The sequence below is a fragment of the Faecalimonas canis genome, from assembly GCF_054601575.1.
Genome location: NZ_BAAHSI010000002.1, coordinates 33,742 through 49,574, shown reverse-complemented (window position 1 = coordinate 49,574; position 15,833 = coordinate 33,742). Strand labels below are relative to the sequence as shown.

The following is a 15,833-nucleotide window of genomic DNA, read 5'->3' as shown; positions in this document are numbered from 1 at the left end:
TCAGCATTTAGTATAACATAATTTCATTTGCTTTGACTAGGAGAAAGCATATTTTAATTTATGATTTTCCAAATATCGCAAGAGCCAGTATGGATTTACACTTATCTCTTTTCCTTTGTCATAAAAATATATTCCCACATGAAGATGCACGGGAAACTTTCCTCTCGTTCCTTCTTTTCCATATCCGGTATCTCCCATATAGCCAAGAACTTCGCCTGCTTTTATTTTCTGCCCGATTTTTATATCACTATAAGAGTCTAAATGTGCGTAGTAAAAATATCCACCCGATTTTCCGGTAATTCCAACACGATAACCGCCTTTTTCAAGCCACCCCTTCTCCGATACAACACCGTCTGTTATGCTTACAACAGGATACACGCCTGCAACATTTTCTTTTGCCATAATATCCGTTCCCTCGTGCCCTCGCTCACCTCCGTATGTCCGTTTTGCCTGCCAACTATCCACATAGGAAACAGTCAGATTTTTATTTTCAGAAGACCTAGGGACAGGAAAATATTTCAAATCATTCCAAATTTCTTTGCAAATCTTATCATATTTTGTCCACTCTTTATTATCCACCCATTTTTTGTATAATTCTTTATATGTACTCCTCTTATCCGCCCCCAAAAACTGTTTTCCGGAAAAATTGCTTTCCAGCAAATATAATCCTGCTATCTTTCCTTTGTTTTCTTCCTGTTCAATAATTTTTATAATTTTTTCATCTATCTGTTGACTTCTGAATTTTTCCGATACAACTGTTTTTTCATTCAATCTTTTTATCTGACTTTCACTTACCAACTTATATTTTCCCAAAACTATAAAAAAAGAAAATAGTAATGCAAGAAGGAGTAAATTTCCACCTGCTTTTTTCTTCATGAAAATCTCCTTTTTGTATTACTATATGTTCTTATCTGATTTCTATTTACAGTTTTTTAAAATTGCTTTCAGCAAATCCCATGTACGATATGTAGACGCAATGTTTAATTTCTCATTTGGCGAATGAATACTTAACATCTCCGGTCCAAACGAAACACAATCTAAACCTTCCAATTTTCCTGCAAACAACCCGCATTCCAATCCGGCATGAATTGTTGTCACTTTTGGCTCTACGCCAAATAATTCTTTATATGTATCCACTATAATCGGACGAATTTTTGAGTCTGTTTTATATGCCCACGCCGGATACTCACCTTCTACTGAAGATGTTCCGCCTAAATATTCTGCCCACATGGCGAGAACTTTTTTCATATAGTTTTTCTTGCTCTGTACAGCACTTCTTACACGATAAACTGCCGTAACCTGTTCTTCTTCAGTCTTTACAATTCCTAGATTTAATGAAGTTTCCACAAGTCCTTTAATATCTCTGCTAAAGCACTGTACCCCGTCAGGTGTTGCCGCCACTAAGAAAATTATTTTCTTTGTGCTTTCCTTTGTCATGGCATTCACTTTCTGTGCCGTTTCTTCTGACACTTTAACCGATAAGTCAGGTTCATCCTGCCCAAACTCTGCTTTGAATACCTCTGTACATTCCTGAAGTATATCTTTTGCCTTCTGCACTTCTGAAGAACAGAGAACAATTTTACTTTCTCCAAAAGGTGTGATTACATTCGGTTTTGAACCACCGTCTATTCCAACAAGAGCAAAATCCACTTTCTCCATTGCCAACATCATTAACATTCTTCCCATTAACTTATTGGCATTTCCATGTTGTTCATGAATTTCCAATCCGGAATGTCCACCTTTTAATCCGTCAACACCGAAAGTCAATATTGTACCTTCTTTTTCTTCTCTGTCCACAGGAATACGAACGACATTCTCATATCCACCCTCGCATCCTGCCACAATCGTTCCCTCTACATCGGAATCAATATTCAGTAACATACGACCTTTCAACACAGACAAATCAATTGCATTCGCTCCACCCATTCCTTCTTCTTCATCTACCGTAAATACTGCCTCAATAGGAGGATGTTCTAAATCTTTACTTGCAAGTATAGCCATTGCGTAAGCGATTGCAATACCATCATCTCCGCCCAGCGTCGTTCCCCTTGCCTGCACATATCCGTCTTCCACATATACATCAAGCGCATCTTTTGTAAAATCATGTGTTGAATCCTGTACCTTTTCGCAAACCATATCCAAATGTCCCTGAATAATAACCGGTTCTGCATTTTCATATCCTTTCGTTCCGGATTTCTTAATAATGACATTATTAGCGTCATCTTGCACATACTCAAGTCCTAATTCTTTTGCAAAATTCACACAATAATCACTGACTGCTTTTGTATTATAAGTCCCCCTTGGAATCCTTGTCAGTTCTTCAAAATAATGAAATACCTCTTTTGGTTCTAAATTTTCTAATGCCATCTTTCTTCCCTTCCTTGCCAAAAATTCTACTATCATTTTCACATATTGTACATAAAAATCAAGTATTATCATATATTTTTTATATATTGTACAAAAAACGGAGTCTTTTTATATGAAACGCAAACTTTTTCCTTTCGCTCTCATCAGTATATTCTTTTTTATGCTTGTGAAACCTAACGCAACATTTTTAGGAGCAAGCGAAGGTCTCCTTCTGTGGTTTCAAATCGTTCTCCCTACACTTTTCCCTTTCATGATTGTTACGAACCTACTCGTCCGTACAAATACTATGTTCTATTTTTCCAAGTGGCTTTCACCTGTCCTAAGTCCGATTTTTTCCGTAACTCCTAATGGAACATTTGCCATTTTAACCGGATTTATGTGTGGATACCCTATGGGTGCAAAAGTTACTGCCGATTTAATAAAAAACGGAAAAATTTCCAAAAATGAAGGTGCTTATCTTCTCTCCTTTTGCAATAATACAAGTCCGATGTTTATTATGAACTACGTCGTCCTCAAAAACCTAAAACATGAAGAGTTACTCTTTCCATCCCTTTTCATTTTGTTCCTCTCTCCTATTTTATGCAGTTTCCTTTTTCGTCTTTACTATTTGCGAAAAGAGCAGCCCCAATCTCGCTCTATCATTTCCTCCCCCCATTTATATTTTCACTTTCATATATTGGACAGCACTATTATGAACGGATTTGAAATGATTACAAAAGTAGGCGGTTATATCATTCTCTTTTCCGTATTCATTACACTTTTTAAGGAACTTCCTTATCTCTCACCATTATGTACAACATTTATATTGCCGTCTTTGGAAGTCACAAACGGTATTCCGATGCTTCTAACATCCGGTTTATCTTTTCCTCTTACTTTCACATGCATTATGAGCCTTGTTTCTTTTGGAGGTTTTTGCTCAATTGCCCAGACAAAATGTATGTTGGAAGACACAGGGCTTTCCATTATTTCCTACACAATAGAAAAACTGATTACCGCTATGGTAACCAGTTTTCTCTCATTTTTCTATATTTATTTTACTCTATGAAATATTATTCTTCGCTCCCAAACTCAGATTCAATTCCTCTATCTGATTTTTCAGGTACTTCTAATTCAGCACGGTTTGTGCGTACAACTTCATAACACTCACGCAAAGAATTGATAAGGCTTTCATATTTTGTTGTATATGTGTCTAAGGAATGTGCGATAATTCCTTCTGCATTTGCTAAAATATCGCTTGCATACTGCATTGCACCGATACGAATATCGTTTGCGTCATTTGTTGCATTATCAAGAATTTCCTGTGCCTGATCTGTTGCAGTCATAACAATTTCATTTGCCTGTGCATATGCCTGCTGCATGATTTCATGTTCACTTACAAGTTCATTTGTCTGAATCTGTGCTTCTTCAATCATGCTCTGTGCTTTTGCCTGTGCATCCGCCAAAATCGCATCTTTATTTGCGATAATCTTCTGGTAACGTTTAATCTCATCAGGTGTCTTCATACGAAGTTCACGTAATAATTCATCAATCTGCTCTTTGTTTACGATAATTTTTGAAGTAGACAATGCCTGAAATTTACAACTGTCAATATACTCTTCGATTTCTTCAATAATTTGTTCAATACGACTACTCATAATTTATACTCTCCTTTTACTTCATCTTTTCTTCTATTGCTTTTACAACTACTTCCGGAACAAACTGAGTAATATCTCCTCCAAAAGCAGCAACTTCCTTTACTGTTGTGGAACTCAAGAAAGAATATTCTATACTTGTCGTCAAAAACAGCGTTTCCACATCCGGCTCTAATTTATGATTTGTCTGCGTCATCTGTAATTCATATTCAAAATCAGTAATTGCCCGCAATCCTCTGATAACTACTTTCGCATCCATTTCTTTTGCAAAATCAACTAAAAGCCCTTCAAACTCTACTACTTTAACATTTTTTAACTTTTTCGTTGCTTCTCTCAACATTTTAACACGTTCTTCTACAGAAAACAACGGAGTTTTTGCGTTATTCTTTAGCACTCCTACAATTAGTTCATCTACAATTTTAGAGGAACGTTTAATTATATCCATATGTCCCAAAGTTACCGGATCAAAACTCCCTGGATAAATTGCCCTTAACACACTTCTTCGCCTCGCTCTCTCTCAATAAACAGGTGTTTATTTGTCTTATACTCTTTTGTTTTAGTGACATAAAAACCAAATTGTTCCAAATAGGTAAATTCTGTTTCCTTTGCTGCCTCTACAATAATGACCGTATCCTCATTTACCAAATCCGATTCTGCCAGATATTCTAAAACCTGTTTCTCTAATCCTTTCGCATATGGCGGGTCCATAAAAATATAGTCAAACTGGGTTTTCCCCTCCAACTTTCTCAAAGCAGTCAGCACATCCGTCTGCATTGTAACCGCATTCTTGTCCAACTTTGTAAATCTTAGGTTTTCCTTTATATATTGCATTGCCTTAGGATTGTTCTCAACAAAAACAGCCTCTTTCGCTCCTCTGCTCAATGCTTCGATTCCTATTCCGCCGCTACCACTAAATAAATCTAAAAACATACAATCACACAAATATGGAGAAATCATGTTAAATAATGTTTCCTTAATCCTGTCCGTTGTCGGTCTTGTTTCCAGGCCATCCAATGTCTTTAATTGCAATCTTTTCGCACTTCCGCCTATAACTCTCATATATTCCCTTTCTCTAAGAGATAACAATCTTTTTCTCGTTTATTATAATTAGTAAAGCAACAAATGTCAAATATTGCCTTGTTATTTATAGGAATTTCATATATGTAAAAAAGCCCGTACAAACATCGTTTGCACGAACTTTTACATATACAGTTTACTCCACACTCTTCTCGTTAGATTTAATACTCTAATAAATTCTTTCCTCAATCGCAAAGAATAGCACCATATCTTAACGTAAATACGATATTTCCAATTAGTTCGGCAATCAATATAATGCTCTCCCCGATAAAAACCTCGTAAAACTCCTAAAATCTGCTCATCCTTTATACAAAACTCAGGCACATACTGATTATCTCCGCAGAGTATATATTCTGTATTTCCGACATCTATAACCCGATGAAGAATATGCGCACCGTTTTTTCTTTGATATAAAATCACATCATATTTTTCTATCTTTTCTGTAGGACGTATGATATGTAAAACATCTTTCTGAGGTCTTATGCACGGTAACATACTTACTCCTGATGCCACTGTCAAAATCTCTTTTTCTTCTTTCAATGCCTGTTCCAGCGTTTTTTTCTCACGCTCTATCATATTATTTCTCCAAAATTCCTGCATCTGAAAGTTGTATGATAAATTTATCTATATCCTCCGCCACTCTATTGCTGCTTACTTCATAGTTTTCCAATACACTCTCGATTAAACTTTCTTTCGTCTGTTCTTTCTGCAATTTTTCCCATAAGAATGCACCTAGTCCATTCATCTGTATCATACCTTTAAATATGTCAGTTCCTGCTCCAACCGGCACAACCACATATTTTCCGGCTACTTTCCGCATGATAAATCCTTCTTTAATTCTCATCTTTCTTCTCCCTCATTGTTTCATATGCCATTTTTGCTGCCTCCTCTGAAATCGTACACTGCATACGATAAATAGGAACCTCATTCAAAAGTCCGTCAAGATATATCAACAGCATTTCGGCAGATTCTATTTCTTTTGGTACAATAGTCTGCTGCATCAAAAAAGAAATTGCTTCCGCAGACTCAATCCTTTTAATTTGATTGACTTCTCCCCTTTCTAGCATACAGATTCCCTGTAATTTAGCTTTACGATTCAAATTTTCATCTGTCTTTCCGCTAAATGCCGTTCCATATGCAAACCAACCTTCTTCCTCTCTGCGAATGGCAGGTTTATCATCATTGATAATAAGCGCCCGCTCCTCTCCGAAAAATGATTGCCATTGCTTTGTATGGGTCGATTTTCCTGTGCCGCTGTCCGCTGAAAAAAGATATGCCTTCCCATCCACTTCAACCGCAGAGGCGTGTAACATAAATCCACCTTTTAAAAGAAACTTTCTATAAAACTGACTTCCCACAAATATATATTCACATTGCGCAACTGTCAAATGCGGCTGTTCACTTTGTTTTGCTCTACAAAACTCCTCCGTTAATTGTAGATAAATGTCCGTTCTCCCTTCTCCATCATATAAATAAGGTTTCATTTTTTCTCTCAGCATATCGTAAATTGGAGTATATTCTGTAATACATCCTGCAATTTTATAACGCATTTTTCACTCCTTCTTTTGAAAAAAGGACTTGGTGATATTTTCTCCAAGTCCTTTTTGATTAGTCAATTACAAATTGTTTTTTTACCTGTTTTAATATTCCATCTTTATAAACATACATACTTAATTCATAAGTTCCCGGTTTAAACGCAGCATTCATTGAACGAATTCTCAATACTTTTTGCTCTGCATCAAGAAAACTTCTTTCCAGCAATAGTTTTCCTACGGAAGATCCTCCACTGATTACCGAAAATCTAATCAAATTCTGTGCCGGAGTTTCATCAATTGCTGTTGTAAATGTAATATCCAAGCAAGTACTCATACTATCAGAATTCTCTTTATTATATACTATAGACTCAATCGCCAACTCCGATTCTTCCGGTTTTGGTGGAACATATGCAGGTATCTTCCCATGTTCCGTAAACTTTTTATAGTTTCCGTACTTATCTACATGAATTGCAAACCAATCTTTGTCTTTTCCATTATAAGTTATCTCAATCTCATTATATCCGGCATACATCTGTTTCCTTGTTGTTGCTACTACTCCATCAATAATATCTTTCCCTGTAGGAGTATTGTTACCTGACGCATAATCTCCATTGAAGTTATATGTTCCGATATAGAATACACCCTCTTCATCTGCTGTAAAACTATAGCGAATTTTATTTTCAGCAATACGTTCTACTTTGTGAACTGTAGTTGATGGCGGTTCAAACTTAGAAACGAACGTCTTTTTTGCTACAGTTCCATCTGAAAATGTAATTTTTGCAGTATACTGATTATCTTTGTGGTTATAATTCTCCGGAATGATTATCATATATGTACATCTGTCTTCGCTTACCTTTAATGTTGCTTTATCAATTGTAATTTCAGAATCGCTTGGACAAATAAAAGAGAAATTATCCAATGTTAATGTTTCTTCAGGGGCTTTATTTAATTTAATTGTAATTGTATTTTTGGGTTTTTCACCGACTTCTACAATTTCATATACCGAAGAAATATTCGGGTCTTCTTCTATATTTCCACTAATCTGAATTGATCCAAGTACATCCGATATCCTTCCATCAAACGCTTCCATTACATAATATAACGGATAGGAAACACCTTCTTCTAACCCTTTAATAATCACTTTGTTAAATCCGGTCTTAATTTGCTGTCTATATCCCTTTTTCACCATTTCAACAGATGGTATTCCAGTTACATCTCTACTAATCTGTGTATGTCCCGGAATATATACATAAACATATCCACCTTCATCCACATCAAAAAGGTCGAACTCTGCTCTTGTCGCTTCACTTCTCAATACAGTCGCATTGCTGACTGTAGGACAATCCACTTTATAACTAAATTTTTTCTGAATAATTTTTCCCGGCTCTACTTCCATAGAAAACGTATATGTACTATCTTTCGCAAAAATAGATGTTGTTACCGTATATACTTTTCTGTCTGTCGTTTCTGCTTTCAGAATAGTCATGTCTTTTCCACCGTGGCAGAGAATTTTCATATCATCGGCAGTCAACACTTTTTCAGTTGCTTTTTTCAATGTTACAATCATACGATTCATACCGCGTACTTCCACTGATAAAATTTCATTCGCCAATAAATCTTCACCAATTTCCACATCTACTTTATTGTTTCCGTTATCCTGAACCTTATCCAGTTTTCCATTTCCGCTGATTGTAGAATTTTCTCCATTTAATACAGCATTATCTACGGTATTATTTACTTTGATGTCCGAACCACTTGCCTGCTCTAATACATTTAGTTTTTCAGCAGGTGCGTTCACAACAAAATTTTTAATTGTTTTATTTACTACAATCTCTGCAATCTTTAATGTTCCGTTTACTGTCAAATTACTTGCTGCAGAAAGTTTTGAAACAGAAGTGCCGTTACCTAAATTAAGTATTAGATTTCCATCATTTCTACCAATAGAATTTTTCTTAGAAATTGTATCAAAAACTGTACTATTTGCTGTAATTGTACAGTTTGCACTTTCAGAAACTTCCAAATTTCTTACACGCAAATTATTGAAAATAATTTCTGCATTCTGTACAGAACCATCTACAACTATATTTCTATAGTTTCTGACTTTTGCAGTCGGTTCTAAAGTAAATTTTCCATTTTTTACATCTGTTGATGTAATTCTCAATGTCTGCTGTGTTACTTTCTTTGCATCATCACAGGCATCAATAATATTTTTTGCCAACCATGCTCTATTCTCAGAAGTAGTTTCTGCTGATTCTAACATTTTCTGTGCTGTTACATAGGAAGACTGTGTAAGTGTATTTCCATATGTAGTCTTTCCGTCTACGGTTATATAAGAACGTACTGTATAACGTGTATTGTACGTTGAAGCATTAAGTCCTGTCAAAACTCCTGTGAAATAAATTTTATCCTTTGTAATCTTCCAGTTATTAATTGCAGGAATGTCTAACGACTGGTAAGATTTTCCACTAAGCTTATAAGTACCTCCAAGTACCAATTCTTTTCCATCTGCTTGCCAAACACTTGTAGGAATAATCACTGTACCATACTTGACTTTTTTTCCTTGTGCAATCAATTCTTGATAATACGCTTTATCTATAGATGAAATGACACGAAGTCCAACATTTCCTTCCATCCGAATTTCCATAGTTTCTGTATGAATATATGTTTCATCTTCTGCTGCTAATGTAAATACACTACTGCCTAATACGAATGTCAAGGCTAATAAAAATATAGAAATTGTCTTTTTTAGTCTTTTTGGCATTCTTCTTTCTCCTTCTAATTATTATTCATTCCAACTTTTAGGGACTGTAATTTCATTATCAGTTCCCCGCTGTGAATGTTGAGTTTCTTTTCTACTATTGTTTTTATCTATGCTCTCTGCATTTGGAAGTCTTTCATCTTCGGAAACATTCGTTTTCAAAAAATCATTTTGCTTTGGGCTAACTATCGAAGTTTCCGATTTGTCTTTATTTACCTTAATCTCTTTCTTTAAAAACGGAAAACACCAAATGCATAATACTACACAACCTGTAAGAATACTAATGGCAATTCTTTTTCGTTTCTTCATACTCTCACCATCTAATATGCTCTAGTCTGGAACACCTTCCCATGGATTCTCAGCATCATTATCCCCATTTCCACTCATCATAATAGTTTCTTCCGTATTAAATTTTACTACGTTTAATTCTAAACCATCATATTGCTCTCTTTTCATCACTTATCTCCTTTTCCTTAATGAATTCATTTATTTTTTGTCGCCACGATTATATCCTATTTTTTTATGATATGCAAGCAAAATTTATCCCCTGTTTCCAAATTGAAAAACAGATGACTTTTTCTTCCCTTTTTAATATTTTCCATACATTTTTTTCATATAAAAGCAATAGGAAACAACTGTAGGAATACCAATCCATGATAATACAGTAATGAATGTTACTATTTCAAAATTTTCTATCGTCAACGAACACCCCACATACAGACAGGCAATAGGCAACGAAATAATTCCTATAATTCTATGTGCTACATTCCATGTATCCTCATCTCTCACCGTCCAAGGAAGTCTTAAACCGGTATGCCTTGTAAATGGCAGTTTAGGAGAAACACTTCCAACAACTATTATGACGCAGGCAATCAATAACATAGCAAATACTCTTTCTTGATATTCTGAAAATGAAACCATGCCTGATGCAGTCAATATGGAAACGGTAATTGCAACTCCTAATACAACTATATTGAAAATCGTTGTTACCCGCAATGTCTTTATCCGCATATCCTTTGTTGTTTCACTTGTCAACAATGTTAAATTTCTATATAAAAGAATAACTGCTGCTATGATACAAGTTCCAGACAGCACTATAGATACGATAGGTTGTTTTACACTCAAACTAACTAACATTGCCAAAAAGGAAAGAAAGATAATTATCCCTCTTTTTTCACTTGCTCTTTTCTGAACTGCTTGCTCACACTGTATTTCCGCTAATTGTTTATTCAGTTGTGCAAGTTCATCTGTTAATCGGTTCATATTTTCATTTTCAATTTCAACACCCAAAAGGGTGCTGACAGGCACTTCCAACAGAGTGGCCATACGCATCAGAACCTCTGCATCCGGAACGGATAATGCTTGCTCCCACTTCGATACCGTTTGACGTACCACATGAAGTTTGACTGCCATTTCTTCCTGACTCATGCCTTTTGCTTTACGATATTTTTTTATATTTTCACTTATCATGTTCATACCTTCTTTATCTGAGATTTTGTATCGATACTGTCTTTACTATACGTTGTAATCTCAAAATATACAAGCAACGAAAATTAACATGCGTTATAAAACCTTTCAATCGGATAAAATATTGTTTTTTAATAATTTACATGATATAATCTAATTAAATACAAAATACTTTTTATAAAGGAGAATTTTTTCTATTGTGATGAATGCACATAAAAAATCTGCTGGCAATTCTAACTACCAACAGATTTTTTATTAAGAAATACTTGGCTTTTTATTTACCAGCCATCTGTTTTTCTTGTTCTTCAATCATTTTTTTTACCATATATCCGCCTACAGAACCGTTCTGTCTTGATGTGAGGTCACCGTTATAACCATCTGTTAATGGTACTCCAAGTTCACTCGCTACCTCATATTTGAATTTATCCAATGCTGTTTTTGCTTCAGGAACAGCAGTCCTGTTTGATGAACGACTTGCCATGATAATTTCCTCCTTTAAATAATGAAATGATTTTTTGTAACATCCTGTTGTTTTGTTACAAGAATAGTATGTGGAATATTTTTTAAATTACACTAGCAATTCTTTCTTTTTTTGACAAAATTTGTTATCTATTTAGGAGATATGAAAATATGAATACGATATGGTCTGATTATATACAAAGCATAAATACTCTATACCTTTCCCGCACATTAAGATTTTCCGATACCTACAAAGAAAACTACATGAATTTCTTCAATATCGGTAACAAAAAAGATATTTTAGAAATTGGCTGCGGTCCGGGAGCATTAACCAATTCTCTTTCTCGCTGGTATCCTAATACCAATATTATTGGAATAGACAGGGATACTTCTTTCATTGAATTTGCCAAACAAAAAATGCCCCACCTAAAATTTATTGAAGCTGATGCAACCGCTTTACCTTTTAAAGATAATACTTTTGATGTTGTTATTTCTAACACTGTTCAAGAACACATTCCTCCCGAAAAATTCTTTAACGAACAATTTAGAGTCTTAAAACCAAACGGAGTCTGTCTTGTACTATCTGCAAGGCGTGGTATTCAGTTAATGGCTGACTGTATTACTCAAGAAAATACTTTTGAAAAAGAAATTTGGCAAAGAACGGAACATTTTTTTCAAAATATACATGAAAAATACGAAATCGGGCAATATACGATAAGCGAAAAAGATTTGCCTCATGAAATGGAAAAATACGGATTTCATCATATTTCCACAGATTATTTAACAATTAATTTAACCCCTGACAATCCAAATGTTTCTAGAGAAACCGCCCATGAAATAATAAATTCATGGCGTCAAACAAGTATTGACTCTATCCATTCATTGTCCCATATTACGTCTGAAATGATAACTTCATCTGACCTCATTAAAATGAAAGAATTGACTCAGTCTAAATTTGACAAACGAATGGAACTCTACAACAAAGGAATTAAACAATGGGATACTGCCGTATCTTTGATAATGATAATAAGAGGGGTGAAAGAACCGACAAATCATACAAAAAATCGCTAAAGTTATAAAACTTCAGCGATTTTTCTTCATTTTTTATGTATCTTCTTCGCAGAAATACAACATTTGTCTATCTGTATCATAAATTGCCAGTATCACGTTAAGGGGACACGCATTTCTAATTCCTTCACAAGTGGTGCCTATTTTGTCGCTTTCTTTATTGCGTAAAAAATAATATCCATTTTCTACTTTTGGCATAAGTACATTTCCTTTATCATCTGTCATATACGGACCTGAAATTTCTATTGGGTCATCAGTTTCTTTCCTAGTTCCGTATGCTAAAGTTTCCGCTTCTTTATCAAGAGGCAGTTTCTTCCATCTCTCATCATCTTTTATCTGTTTTTCCAGTTTGTCACCAGAAAAATCCAAGACAACATATGTTGTCCCATCTCCATGAAAACCACCATGTGTATCAAGGACAGTAATTTCTTTGCCGGCAGATACGTCTAAGCCTATTTTCTCAGAAATTTCTTCTGAAAAATCAACCGAACCACAGGCACTTATCTGAAGTGTAAGAACTAAAATAATCCCAACTATTGCGAAACATTTTTTCATTCTAACTCACTCTCCTGATACTCCAAAATATCTCCCGGTTGACATTTTAATGCTTCACATAATTTGGTCAACGTAGATATTTTTATTGCCTTTGCCTTTCCATTTTTCAATATAGAAATATTTGCCATTGTAATTCCCACTTTTTCAGATAACTGTGTCACACTCATTTTCCTTTTTGCAAGCATAACATCAATATTAAAAATAATTTTGCCTTCCATAAACTACCTAAACTACCTCCTAAATCGTCAAAGCATTTTCTTCCTGTAATGTAGCCGCACCATTAAGAAATTCTCCAAAAGCAATACTTACAACAGCAACGGAATACCCAATAAATATAACCCCCAATGATAATATGAAAATACTCGGATGACTCTTATTTAATAAAAACAGTACAATATTTCCCAGCAAAAAAAATGTTGTATCTAAAACTGTCCAAAAAAACATTTTTTTCATTCTTTTTCCATTAATAAAAGTAAATATATTTCCTTGACGGACAGAAGTTGAAAATTTCCACATCAACCCTAAAACAATATAACAAGGAATTGCGGTAAGCCAAATAAAAATAGTCCATGGCAAATAGTAATTTGAAAACTCCGGATACCTACTTATAAGTTCCTTACTTACTGTTGGAAAAATCAACAGATAAATAGCAGTCCCGCAAATTCCCATCCCTAATATCATTCCCTTCAATAATTTAGATATTACATCTCGTTTCATTCTACTCCTCCTTAAAGACTTACTTTTAATATAACAAGATAATATCATTTAAATTATTAAAAATCAATATTTTTTTATTGTTTTACGATAAATTATTTTTCAAATTCCCATCTCACTTTAAAGAGTTGTTTCCAGCAATATATCACGCATATATTTCTGTATATATTTTCTTAAATTTTTATTCTCTTCTCTCTCTAAATTAGCGTCTTCTTCAAGAAGTCTATTTGCCGCCTCATTTGCATTTTGTAGTGTCTTTGCATCTTGAAATACATCTGCAAGTTTAAAATCTAACATTCCGCTCTGTCGTATTCCAAATAAATCCCCAGGTCCCCGCAATTTCAAATCTTCTCCGGCTATATAAAATCCATCATTGGATTTATTTAAAATCTCCAAGCGTTTTTTCGTTTCCTTCGATTTCGTTCCGGTCATAAAAATACAATAAGATTGATGTTCCCCTCTTCCCACACGCCCACGCAACTGATGTAATTGGGCTAGTCCAAACCGTTCTGCATTTTCAATCATCATCACAGTAGAATTTGGTACATTGATACCAACTTCAATCACAGTTGTAGACACCAGTACCTGCACTTCATTTTTTGCAAAACTTTCCATAATCTCATCTTTTTGTGCCTGCTTCATTTTACCGTGTAAGTATTCTACATGAATTTGATTTCCCAATTCTTCCTGAAGAGTTTTTGCATAATCTGTTACATTTTCTGCCTCCAACATCTCACTCTCTTCAACCATAGGGCAAATAACATAACATTGCCTTCCTTGACCGATTTGTTTTTTCATAAAATCATAAGCAGTTTTCCGATAAGATGTATCTACAACACAATTTTTTATCGGCAAACGATTCGCCGGAAGTTCATCAATAACGGAAATGTCCAAGTCACCATACAAAATAATTGCTAATGTTCTTGGGATTGGAGTAGCACTCATAACAAGAATATGAGGAGTGTTCCCCTTTTCCGCCAGTTTTTCTCTTTGCTTCACACCAAACCGATGCTGTTCGTCGGTAATTACAAGTGCAAGGTTTTTATATTTCACCTTTTCTTGAATTAAGGCATGTGTTCCTATAATAATATCCGCTTCTCCCTGTTCAATTTTTTCATACACCAGTCTTTTTTCTTTCGCCGTCATAGAACCTGTAAGTAACTCTGTCTGCAATGGAATATCATATTTATCAAACATCTCACAGACAGACTGATAATGTTGTTTTGCCAGCACTTCTGTAGGAGCCATTAACGCCCCCTGATACCCATTTAATCCAACAAGAATTAGTCCGAGTAAAGCGATAATAGTTTTCCCTGAACCCACATCTCCCTGAATGAGTCTTGCCATCACTTTCTCTCCGGTGAGATCTTTTTTAATTTCTTCCCATACTTTTTTCTGTGCATTCGTCAATTCATACGGAAGTCTATTTAAAAACTTTTCTATTTCCTTTGGAAATGCAAATGTAAATGCATTTTCTGTTCTTTCCTTTTTTTCTTTTAACTGTCTTAAAGATAAAATAAACAACAAAAATTCTTCAAAAACAAGTCTTTCTCTTGCATAATAATATTCTTCTTTCTTTCGTGGAAAATGTATACCCCTCACCGCATAATTATATTCTGCCAAATGATATTGAAGCCTTATATTTTCCGGAATAATTTCCTGTTTTAAATCCAATTTTTCTAAGGACTGCTGCATCATCTTTGCAATTGTATTATTTGTTATCCCTGCTGTTAAAGGATATACAGGCTGAAGTGTATTTTCTTTTTCCTGGTATTTGCTACTCGGATAAAAAATTTCCGGTTGTTCCATTGTGAGCATTCCCTTACGCCGTGTTACTTTTCCCCGCAGAGTGATGACACTTCCCGATCGAAGAGTTGTCTTCAAAAAAGGCATACGAAACCATGTCACTTTTAACTGTCCCGTAATATCACGCAGAGTCAACGTAGTTATCTGCATTGTGCGTGTTCCTGTAATCTGAACTGCTCCCCAGATTGTACCCGTAACCGTGACCGTCTTTCCTTCTTCCACTTCTACTATTTCCAACGGTTTCTCATATACGTCATAGGTCCTCGGAAAATACCGGATCAAATCTCCGACGGTAAAAATACCCAACTTATAAAACAATTTTTCTGTTTTTTCTCCTACACCTTTTAATTCTGAAATGTTCGATAATTCATTCATACTATTTTCTCACTCTTCTGA

At 34.9% G+C, this 15,833-nt stretch carries 19 protein-coding genes and 1 pseudogene; 3 read left to right on the top strand and 17 right to left on the bottom strand.

Annotated elements, in window-relative coordinates:
- Window positions 1-36 precede the first annotated feature (36 nt).
- A complete protein-coding gene (locus tag ACYPXO_RS00285) occupies window positions 37-876 on the bottom strand; it encodes a M23 family metallopeptidase (protein WP_459638752.1) in 840 nt (279 codons plus the stop codon).
- Window positions 877-918: 42 nt separating this feature from the next.
- The gene (locus tag ACYPXO_RS00280; RefSeq protein WP_459638751.1) at window positions 919-2,367 is read right to left on the bottom strand and encodes an aminoacyl-histidine dipeptidase; all 1,449 of its coding nucleotides are present in this window, start codon (window positions 2,365-2,367) and stop codon (window positions 919-921) included.
- A gap of 112 nt (window positions 2,368-2,479) precedes the next feature.
- Between ACYPXO_RS00280 and ACYPXO_RS00275 the strand changes: the two are divergent.
- Window positions 2,480-2,839, top strand: a pseudogene (locus tag ACYPXO_RS00275) (nucleoside recognition domain-containing protein); the annotation flags it as partial.
- 219 nt (window positions 2,840-3,058) lie between these two features.
- The gene (locus ACYPXO_RS00270; protein ID WP_459638767.1) at window positions 3,059-3,412 is read left to right on the top strand and encodes a hypothetical protein; all 354 of its coding nucleotides are present in this window, start codon (window positions 3,059-3,061) and stop codon (window positions 3,410-3,412) included.
- A 4-nt stretch (window positions 3,413-3,416) separates the two neighbouring features.
- On the opposite strand, the gene ACYPXO_RS00265 is transcribed toward ACYPXO_RS00270, so the two are convergent.
- The 11 genes from ACYPXO_RS00265 to ACYPXO_RS00215 form a co-directional block, all read right to left on the bottom strand.
- On the bottom strand, window positions 3,417-4,001 hold the full coding sequence (locus tag ACYPXO_RS00265) for an ATPase (RefSeq protein WP_459638750.1): 585 nt from the start codon (window positions 3,999-4,001) through the stop codon (window positions 3,417-3,419).
- Window positions 4,002-4,017: 16 nt separating this feature from the next.
- Window positions 4,018-4,494 (bottom strand): pantetheine-phosphate adenylyltransferase, encoded by a 477-nt coding sequence (gene coaD, locus ACYPXO_RS00260; RefSeq protein WP_459638749.1) that lies wholly within the window; start codon window positions 4,492-4,494, stop codon window positions 4,018-4,020.
- The gene (gene rsmD, locus ACYPXO_RS00255; RefSeq protein ID WP_459638748.1) at window positions 4,488-5,057 is read right to left on the bottom strand and encodes a 16S rRNA (guanine(966)-N(2))-methyltransferase RsmD; all 570 of its coding nucleotides are present in this window, start codon (window positions 5,055-5,057) and stop codon (window positions 4,488-4,490) included. Before rsmD ends, coaD begins: the two co-directional genes overlap by 7 nt.
- A gap of 141 nt (window positions 5,058-5,198) precedes the next feature.
- Window positions 5,199-5,651 carry a S24/S26 family peptidase gene (locus ACYPXO_RS00250; protein WP_459638747.1) on the bottom strand — a complete coding sequence of 151 codons (453 nt, stop codon included), beginning with the start codon at window positions 5,649-5,651 and terminating at the stop codon, window positions 5,199-5,201.
- A 1-nt stretch (window position 5,652) separates the two neighbouring features.
- On the bottom strand, window positions 5,653-5,919 hold the full coding sequence (locus ACYPXO_RS00245; protein ID WP_459638746.1) for a PqqD family protein: 267 nt from the start codon (window positions 5,917-5,919) through the stop codon (window positions 5,653-5,655).
- Window positions 5,909-6,625 carry a hypothetical protein gene (locus ACYPXO_RS00240; RefSeq protein WP_459638745.1) on the bottom strand — a complete coding sequence of 239 codons (717 nt, stop codon included), beginning with the start codon at window positions 6,623-6,625 and terminating at the stop codon, window positions 5,909-5,911. Before ACYPXO_RS00240 ends, ACYPXO_RS00245 begins: the two co-directional genes overlap by 11 nt.
- Window positions 6,626-6,683: 58 nt before the next feature.
- Window positions 6,684-9,371: a hypothetical protein gene (locus ACYPXO_RS00235; protein WP_459638744.1), complete on the bottom strand. Its 2,688-nt coding sequence runs from the start codon at window positions 9,369-9,371 to the stop codon at window positions 6,684-6,686.
- A gap of 21 nt (window positions 9,372-9,392) precedes the next feature.
- Window positions 9,393-9,677, bottom strand: a complete 285-nt coding sequence (locus ACYPXO_RS00230; RefSeq protein ID WP_459638743.1) for a hypothetical protein — start codon at window positions 9,675-9,677, stop codon at window positions 9,393-9,395.
- Window positions 9,678-9,698: 21 nt separating this feature from the next.
- Window positions 9,699-9,824, bottom strand: a complete 126-nt coding sequence (locus tag ACYPXO_RS00225) for a hypothetical protein (RefSeq protein ID WP_459638742.1) — start codon at window positions 9,822-9,824, stop codon at window positions 9,699-9,701.
- 132 nt (window positions 9,825-9,956) lie between these two features.
- Window positions 9,957-10,838, bottom strand: a complete 882-nt coding sequence (locus tag ACYPXO_RS00220; protein WP_459638741.1) for a helix-turn-helix domain-containing protein — start codon at window positions 10,836-10,838, stop codon at window positions 9,957-9,959.
- Window positions 10,839-11,109: 271 nt separating this feature from the next.
- Window positions 11,110-11,316, bottom strand: a complete 207-nt coding sequence (locus tag ACYPXO_RS00215; RefSeq protein WP_459638740.1) for a small, acid-soluble spore protein, alpha/beta type — start codon at window positions 11,314-11,316, stop codon at window positions 11,110-11,112.
- Window positions 11,317-11,465: 149 nt separating this feature from the next.
- Here ACYPXO_RS00215 and ACYPXO_RS00210 point away from each other — a divergent pair, with 149 nt between their 5' ends.
- Window positions 11,466-12,365 (top strand): class I SAM-dependent methyltransferase, encoded by a 900-nt coding sequence (locus ACYPXO_RS00210; protein WP_459638739.1) that lies wholly within the window; start codon window positions 11,466-11,468, stop codon window positions 12,363-12,365.
- 33 nt (window positions 12,366-12,398) lie between these two features.
- Here the strand turns inward: ACYPXO_RS00210 and ACYPXO_RS00205 are convergent, their stop codons facing one another.
- The 4 genes from ACYPXO_RS00205 to recG all read right to left on the bottom strand — a co-directional run bounded on the left by ACYPXO_RS00205 (window position 12,399) and on the right by recG (window position 15,812).
- Window positions 12,399-12,917, bottom strand: a complete 519-nt coding sequence (locus ACYPXO_RS00205) for a hypothetical protein (protein WP_459638738.1) — start codon at window positions 12,915-12,917, stop codon at window positions 12,399-12,401.
- A complete protein-coding gene (locus ACYPXO_RS00200; RefSeq protein WP_459638737.1) occupies window positions 12,914-13,135 on the bottom strand; it encodes a helix-turn-helix domain-containing protein in 222 nt (73 codons plus the stop codon). The genes ACYPXO_RS00205 and ACYPXO_RS00200 overlap by 4 nt, the downstream gene beginning before the upstream one ends.
- A gap of 19 nt (window positions 13,136-13,154) precedes the next feature.
- On the bottom strand, window positions 13,155-13,634 hold the full coding sequence (locus ACYPXO_RS00195; protein WP_459638736.1) for a DUF2975 domain-containing protein: 480 nt from the start codon (window positions 13,632-13,634) through the stop codon (window positions 13,155-13,157).
- 117 nt (window positions 13,635-13,751) lie between these two features.
- Complete coding sequence (gene recG, locus ACYPXO_RS00190; RefSeq protein ID WP_459638735.1) at window positions 13,752-15,812, bottom strand: ATP-dependent DNA helicase RecG; 2,061 nt, start codon at window positions 15,810-15,812, stop codon at window positions 13,752-13,754.
- Between the last annotated feature and the right edge of the window lie 21 nt (window positions 15,813-15,833).

Coding starts and splice junctions, on each gene's coding strand:
- ACYPXO_RS00230 (WP_459638743.1), bottom strand. CDS start 9,677: ATGAAGAAACGAAAAAGAATTGCCATTAGTATTCTTACAGGTTGTGTA.
- ACYPXO_RS00280 (WP_459638751.1), bottom strand. CDS start 2,367: ATGGCATTAGAAAATTTAGAACCAAAAGAGGTATTTCATTATTTTGAA.
- ACYPXO_RS00220 (WP_459638741.1), bottom strand. CDS start 10,838: ATGATAAGTGAAAATATAAAAAAATATCGTAAAGCAAAAGGCATGAGT.
- ACYPXO_RS00235 (WP_459638744.1), bottom strand. CDS start 9,371: ATGCCAAAAAGACTAAAAAAGACAATTTCTATATTTTTATTAGCCTTG.
- ACYPXO_RS00205 (WP_459638738.1), bottom strand. CDS start 12,917: ATGAAAAAATGTTTCGCAATAGTTGGGATTATTTTAGTTCTTACACTT.
- recG (WP_459638735.1), bottom strand. CDS start 15,812: ATGAATGAATTATCGAACATTTCAGAATTAAAAGGTGTAGGAGAAAAA.
- ACYPXO_RS00270 (WP_459638767.1), top strand. CDS start 3,059: ATGAACGGATTTGAAATGATTACAAAAGTAGGCGGTTATATCATTCTC.
- ACYPXO_RS00250 (WP_459638747.1), bottom strand. CDS start 5,651: ATGATAGAGCGTGAGAAAAAAACGCTGGAACAGGCATTGAAAGAAGAA.
- ACYPXO_RS00240 (WP_459638745.1), bottom strand. CDS start 6,625: ATGCGTTATAAAATTGCAGGATGTATTACAGAATATACTCCAATTTAC.
- ACYPXO_RS00200 (WP_459638737.1), bottom strand. CDS start 13,135: ATGGAAGGCAAAATTATTTTTAATATTGATGTTATGCTTGCAAAAAGG.
- rsmD (WP_459638748.1), bottom strand. CDS start 5,057: ATGAGAGTTATAGGCGGAAGTGCGAAAAGATTGCAATTAAAGACATTG.
- ACYPXO_RS00210 (WP_459638739.1), top strand. CDS start 11,466: ATGAATACGATATGGTCTGATTATATACAAAGCATAAATACTCTATAC.
- ACYPXO_RS00285 (WP_459638752.1), bottom strand. CDS start 876: ATGAAGAAAAAAGCAGGTGGAAATTTACTCCTTCTTGCATTACTATTT.
- ACYPXO_RS00245 (WP_459638746.1), bottom strand. CDS start 5,919: ATGAGAATTAAAGAAGGATTTATCATGCGGAAAGTAGCCGGAAAATAT.
- ACYPXO_RS00265 (WP_459638750.1), bottom strand. CDS start 4,001: ATGAGTAGTCGTATTGAACAAATTATTGAAGAAATCGAAGAGTATATT.
- ACYPXO_RS00215 (WP_459638740.1), bottom strand. CDS start 11,316: ATGGCAAGTCGTTCATCAAACAGGACTGCTGTTCCTGAAGCAAAAACA.
- ACYPXO_RS00225 (WP_459638742.1), bottom strand. CDS start 9,824: ATGAAAAGAGAGCAATATGATGGTTTAGAATTAAACGTAGTAAAATTT.
- ACYPXO_RS00195 (WP_459638736.1), bottom strand. CDS start 13,634: ATGAAACGAGATGTAATATCTAAATTATTGAAGGGAATGATATTAGGG.